We start from the raw sequence: 6,055 nt of genomic DNA, 5'->3' as shown, positions 1-6,055 counted from the left end.
AGCACAGAAGCACCAGTGACAATGACGCCAACCGGTGTATTGATTTCATGCGCGATACCTGCAACAAGGGAACCAAGCGCGGCCATTTTCTCAGCTCGCACCAGCTCCCCCTGCGCCAGGCTGAGGGTGTCCAGCGCGGCATTGAGTTCCCTGTTGGCTTCCTCCAGTTTGGTGGTACGCGACAGTACGCGTGACTCAAGCTGGGCATTGATTTCCAGGATTTCACGCTCGGCCTGGCGCTGGCGAGTGATGTCGACCGGCGTCAGGATATACAGATCCTGATCATTGATATTGAGCGGTCGCCCCGACAGCGCGCAGATCAGAACTTTGCCATCCTTGGTACGAAAATGGGTCTCCATGCGATTGATGATGCCGGTCTGATTGGCCTGCGCCACCATGATGGCGCGTTCACTGGGGTTGACCCACAAACCAATGCCAAGTGCGGTATTGCCAATGATGTCTTCGCGCTGATAGCCGAACTGATGTAGCCAGGACTCATTGACGTCGACAAACTCCCCACTCTTGCGCACCAATGTCAGTGGCATCGGGGCATGCTCAAAGACACTGGCAAATTTGTAGCGACTGGTCTCCATTTCCTTTTCATACCGCGAGTTCAAATTCGAAGTGCAACTTGAAAAATAGGTATGGTGGGCAAGATGAGATAGCATCCGAGCCCCCAGACCTCCAAGTCGAAGTTGCCCGAAATGACCTATACACATCTCACCCAAGACGAACGATACCAAATTTACATTCTTAAACAAGCAGGACATGACCAGAGTGCCATTGCGAAACTGATGAGGCGAAACAAATCGACTATCAGCCGCGAGTTGAGACGCAATCGAGGCCATCGCGGCTACCGGCCAGCACAAGCTCACGTTTGTGCGATGCGGCGCATGCAAGAATCAAATAATAGTCGGCGAGTTGCAGCCAAGACCTGGCATTTTGTCGAAGCTAAGCTCGTCGCGCTATGGAGCCCTGAACAAATCTCTGGTTACCTGGCCGTCAATGGTCAAGCGACAGTCAGCCACGAATGCATCTATCAGCGCATCTATGCAGACAAACGCGCTGGTGGAGACCTGCACCTTACTTTGCGCTGCCAGAAAGCCAGGAAGAAGCGCTATGGCGGTCGTGAAAGACGCGGCACCATTCCGAACCAGGTTTCCATTGATGCCCGTCCTGCTGTGGTCGAGAAGCGCGCCCGCTATGGCGACTGGGAAGGCGACACGGTCATCGGCGCAAATCATCAGCAGGCACTCGTGACGCTCAATGAACGTAAATCCCGCTATACCCTGATTGGCAAAGTCACACATAAAACTGCCCTGGCAGTCTCAAACACCATGATTTCTCTGCTGACGCCTTTTGCTGACTGCGTGCATACACTGACGACCGATAATGGAAAAGAGTTTGCCCAACATGAACGTATTGCGAAAGAAATCGACGCAAAATTTTACTTCGCCCATCCATACAGCTCGTGGGAGCGTGGCGCGAACGAAAATATGAACGGATTAATACGCCAGTTCTTTCCTAAGAAAATGCGTTTCGAGTCCATCACCGAGAAGGACGTAAGATTTGCTATGGACAGCCTCAATCATCGCCCGCGAAAATGCTTGAATTACAAAACGCCTCATGAAGTATTTAGTCGGCCCTGAACAATTCATTTTTTAACGGAACAGGCTAATTTTTCAGCCTCGATATGCGATACAGCACAGGAGCATGCCAAACCTATTGGCGCAAAAAAGCCGCAGCTTCCTCATGATCATTCTCAGGTTATGACCCGCGCCGCACAGCACGGCATGCATAGCATCACCGAGCGCTCCCTTGAGCCAGTTTTTGCCGAACTTACCATCTGTTTTCATGTGACCGATGGTCGGTTCAATCGCGCTGCGTCGCTTGATCATAGCTTTTAAGCCACGCGTGACGCCGCGCCTCTGACCTGATCTCCAGATCTGTACATCGTCAATGTCCACACCCCGATAACCTCTATCGACGAAGACCATCTGTGGTTTGACGTTCGATACAATTTCTGCCTGTTCCAGTGCTTCGCGCAAGGTGTGGCCGTCATACGGATTGCCTGGCATCGAGCGCGCACCAACCACGAGTCCTTCTTTGTGTGTCGTCACAATCGACACCTTGACGCCAAACTCATAGGGCGTTCTGGCCTTGCCTTTGGCAATACATTCGACCTCCGGGGCATGCAGCGCATAGAGTTTGTTTTTGTCTTTCGGTTGTTGGAGCACAATGCGTTCGGTTCGGCTTAACAGGTCTTTGAGTCTGGCCTGTTGCTGCACGGGCACCTGGCTCATTTGTCGTGCGATATCCCGATGTACGCGACCGACGCGGGTGCGCAAGGCCTTGAGTGCACCTCTCATCCGTTTGAACTGCCTGGCATGCGCGTAGCGGCCTACCTGCCATGCCAGTTGCGGACCTTCCCGGTTGTAGTTTTGTCGCAGCGTCAGTCCGCATTGCTGCGCGAACTTCACCAGATGTTGTCGGGAGCGTTCCAGCAGTCTTGAGTCGGTGGGCGGAGCAATCGCTTTTTCCATGACGGTGGTGTCGACGATCACATGTTCAATGCTGGCGGCCTTGATCAGGCCAGCGCGCTTGGCGGCTTCGATGGTCTGAGCTAATAACTCTTCCATGCCTGCTTCACCAAGACGCTGGCGCCATCGCGTCAAACTCGAAGGATCAATCGGTGGCTTGGTCTGTAAATAGGTCTCGCCGGTGAACACTTGCCAGTAAGGATTCTCAACCCAGTTCCAGACCACTTCTTCGTCTGACTGGTCGTAGGCATGCTGCAAATACAGCAGCCCGGCAATGAGCCTGGGACCCACTGCCGGACGTCCTCGCTTTGAGGTGAAAGAAACACCGGCGAGGCGATCGATGGCGTCCCAATCGATCAGACCGGCTAGCTCGATGAGCGGATGGCGCAGATTCAAATGCGCCATCAACGGATAGCCAAACAATTGGCCAGATTGCGCAAGTTCAGGCTTGGGTCCCATCAAAACCTCGTCAATATTTGCAAGAAAGTGAGAGGAATATTTCATATCCTTGCAAATGCAACATGCATTTTTCGACTGAAAAACCTTGCCTGTGGCTGTTTGCGGAGTTATTCAGGGGCGACTAAATAGGTCTCGCCGGTGAACACTTGCCAGTAAGGATTCTCAACCCAGTTCCAGACCACTTCTTCGTCTGACTGGTCGTAGGCATGCTGCAAATACAGCAGCCCGGCAATGAGCCTGGGACCCACTGCCGGACGTCCTCGCTTTGAGGTGAAAGAAACACCGGCGAGGCGATCGATGGCGTCCCAATCGATCAGACCGGCTAGCTCGATGAGCGGATGGCGCAGATTCAAATGCGCCATCAACGGATAGCCAAACAATTGGCCAGATTGCGCAAGTTCAGGCTTGGGTCCCATCAAAACCTCGTCAATATTTGCAAGAAAGTGAGAGGAATATTTCATATCCTTGCAAATGCAACATGCATTTTTCGACTGAAAAACCTTGCCTGTGGCTGTTTGCGGAGTTATTCAGGGGCGACTCATTATCAGTGCAGCACTGCATTTCTTCATCTTCCATTATCCAGCTGCATTGTCAGGGGCATTCTCCACATTCAAGAGATGCCAAGATGCCCGGTACCGCCTCGGACTGACTTTAACCATCACCATCAGTCATCGTATGGCCTCGCTATGAGGGCAATAAGGTCAATGATTTGAGGTAGGAACTTTTCACTTCACGTGAAATTCCAACCAGTTTGGTGGAAAGCGTTTCGAGAACGCATTTCATACAACATACAAAATTGCCCACGCATCACCATCGATTTGACGCCGGTATCAAGGCACGCCGCTGCAGCCAGTATGGCTACGGTAAGGAGGCTGCAACGCTGCTGGCAGCATTTTGTTAAGCGCACTACATCAGTTTTTCTCATCATCAGCATCCTCATTGGGAGCTAATGATGAAGCCCCGGTAGAGATTTGTACATTAGCCAGATAGCCAAATAGCCAAATAAGCAGGTGAGCGCATTGGGCAGGACTATGACAAATTCTTGAATAAAGGGCTTATAGATGCATGTTACCTCTCCCTCACTCTCACTCCCAGTTTCTTCTGTTTCTCCTGTTGCGCTTGCCTCCTCAGATATGGAGTCGCCCGAAATCTGGTTTGATGCCGTTGATCATTTCGATATGGATAAGGAGCGGTTTGAGGTTCAGACGGATTTTACGTCAGCGGACAGCCATTCGGAAAACGATGTCGAACAATCTATTCCATTCACCGAAGATTGTCGGCGTTGCGCCAAAGAGCTCATCAGCAATTTTGGTGGCGTGTTAGAAAATCAACTCGTTTTCGCCGGGCTATTAAAAATTTTTCCGGGATTGCCAATCGATATTGTAGTCACAGCAAATGACCTGTACATGGCCGTGACGGAAAGAAAAAATATCGACATGGCGATGTTAAACACAATCGGTCTGGCTTCTTCCCACTTGCTTGACAGCGGCAACATGATTTCGCAGATGGCGCATTTTATTCGCGAGACGCTGCTCGACTATGTCGGCGAGCCGTTTCTGGAGCAATTTTCGCTCCAGGATGGCGACCATGCATCCAGCTATTTTTTTACCGGCTTGGCTGTGCTGGTCGTGGTCGCCAAGCATTGGATCACCGATGAAGGCGCGCCCCAACGACGCTTGCTGCGGGTACCGGCGTATCTGGGAAATTTGTTGTTGCGCGCCAGCAGCTATTGGAATCATCTTGGAAAAATGGCGCAGCATGCTGGAGAAGTGTGTCGCTTTACCGCGCAAGATACGAGCGGCAACCATCACTATCTTTGTGTGGAAGAAATCAATAGCGCAGGCACGGCAAACCCCAAGGTGACAGAACAAAAAAGCTGGCATTGTACGCACACGGAAAATATGGGGGAAATGCCTGGCGCGGAGAGAAACTGCTCCTTCTCCAGGCACCTTGTGGGAATCGAAAACCATCATCAGGTGCCGCGCGAAACAGTCGCAAGTGAGCCGCTGCCGTCGCATTCTGCCGCCGCTGATACCAAGAGCAACGATGCCGCGGGGGGCTTGCTCGTTGCTTCTGCGGCCACTATGGCGGCATCTGCGCGACATACAAGCGTGACAGGAAGAGCCTTTCTAGGAGCTGCTCTGGCGTTTACAGGAACGACTTTGGTGATCGCGGGGAAATTCATCTGGGATGAGTTTTTTGTTGATCGCAGCGATCATGCGAGCGTTCCTGAAGTACCGGAATTTCCGGCATCGGCAACTGTTTCAGAGAATAGCGATGTCGATATTCATCCACAAAAAGACGATATTAAAACGTCGGCACTGACAAGTGCTTCGCCAGAATTTTTATTTCGCAACAAGTTAATCGGTTATTTGCATTCTATAAATCATTTTTCATCGAACGAGATGAGCGACAAGGAACTGGTCCTGGCTGCATTATATTTGATACGCCAGGATAAGCAGCATCAAACCGACTTGGCGCATATTGCTCTTTATGGAACGGGTTTGTTTGGTGAAAGACATGACGAGTATTTGGACCCGTTAGCAGAAGACTTGCTGGTTGGTGATTTGCTGTCCAGATTATTATTTGATGGCCGCTCACTTGAAGAGTATCTGCTGCATCAGTTTGATACCAGGCGCCGAATTTCTATCGCAGATTTTCATCAAAAAATAACTGGCTGGTCATTTGAAACAGAAGATGAGGAGTTGGTTAGCTTTTTCAATGAACGTTTTCTAGCCCCGGTTATGCCTCTATTGAAAATCAATCTTAATAAGGAGGATCCTGCCGACGCTTTTGATTCGGTGCTGGTAGGTACCACCACTTGGTTTTTTCTATATCTTGGTACGAAATATGCCGAGGTAAGCAAGCAAGAAGAGATGACATCGCGAGAGCTAAAGCTTTTCGGCAGTTATATATTCGAAATGCTGATGAACGGGAGTTTGGTAGAAGGAAGTGATGAGGTGATTGTACCTGGTATTAAATTAGTGATGATGTTTTTTCTCCCTAAAATACCCATAAAAGAGATGCCGCCTCTGGGAGAAATGCGGAGAACGGTT

4 protein-coding genes and 1 pseudogene are annotated in these 6,055 nt (G+C 50.7%); 2 read left to right on the top strand and 3 right to left on the bottom strand.

The window, feature by feature from the left end:
- A partial coding sequence (locus WC593_15855) for a PAS domain S-box protein (protein ID MFA4826623.1) occupies positions 1-593 on the bottom strand: 593 nt, incomplete at its 3' end.
- Between the two features lie 111 nt (positions 594-704).
- Here WC593_15855 and WC593_15850 point away from each other — a divergent pair.
- On the top strand, positions 705-1,649 hold the full coding sequence (locus WC593_15850) for an IS30 family transposase (GenBank protein ID MFA4826622.1): 945 nt from the start codon (positions 705-707) through the stop codon (positions 1,647-1,649).
- Between the two features lie 33 nt (positions 1,650-1,682).
- Here WC593_15850 and WC593_15845 read toward each other — a convergent pair whose 3' ends face one another.
- Both WC593_15845 and WC593_15840 read right to left on the bottom strand, forming a co-directional pair.
- Positions 1,683-2,999: an IS5 family transposase gene (locus tag WC593_15845; protein MFA4826621.1), complete on the bottom strand. Its 1,317-nt coding sequence runs from the start codon at positions 2,997-2,999 to the stop codon at positions 1,683-1,685.
- Positions 3,000-3,121: 122 nt separating this feature from the next.
- Positions 3,122-3,415, bottom strand: a pseudogene (locus tag WC593_15840) (transposase).
- Positions 3,416-4,132: 717 nt separating this feature from the next.
- Between WC593_15840 and WC593_15835 the strand changes: the two are divergent.
- The coding region (locus WC593_15835) for a hypothetical protein (GenBank protein ID MFA4826620.1) at positions 4,133-6,055 on the top strand (1,923 nt) is incomplete at its 3' end.

It is taken from the genome of Methanoregula sp., from assembly GCA_041645435.1.
Classification (GTDB): domain Archaea; phylum Halobacteriota; class Methanomicrobia; order Methanomicrobiales; family Methanospirillaceae; genus Methanoregula.
The sequence above is the reverse complement of the archived record's forward strand: the minus strand, read 5'-3'. Positions and strand labels throughout refer to the sequence as shown.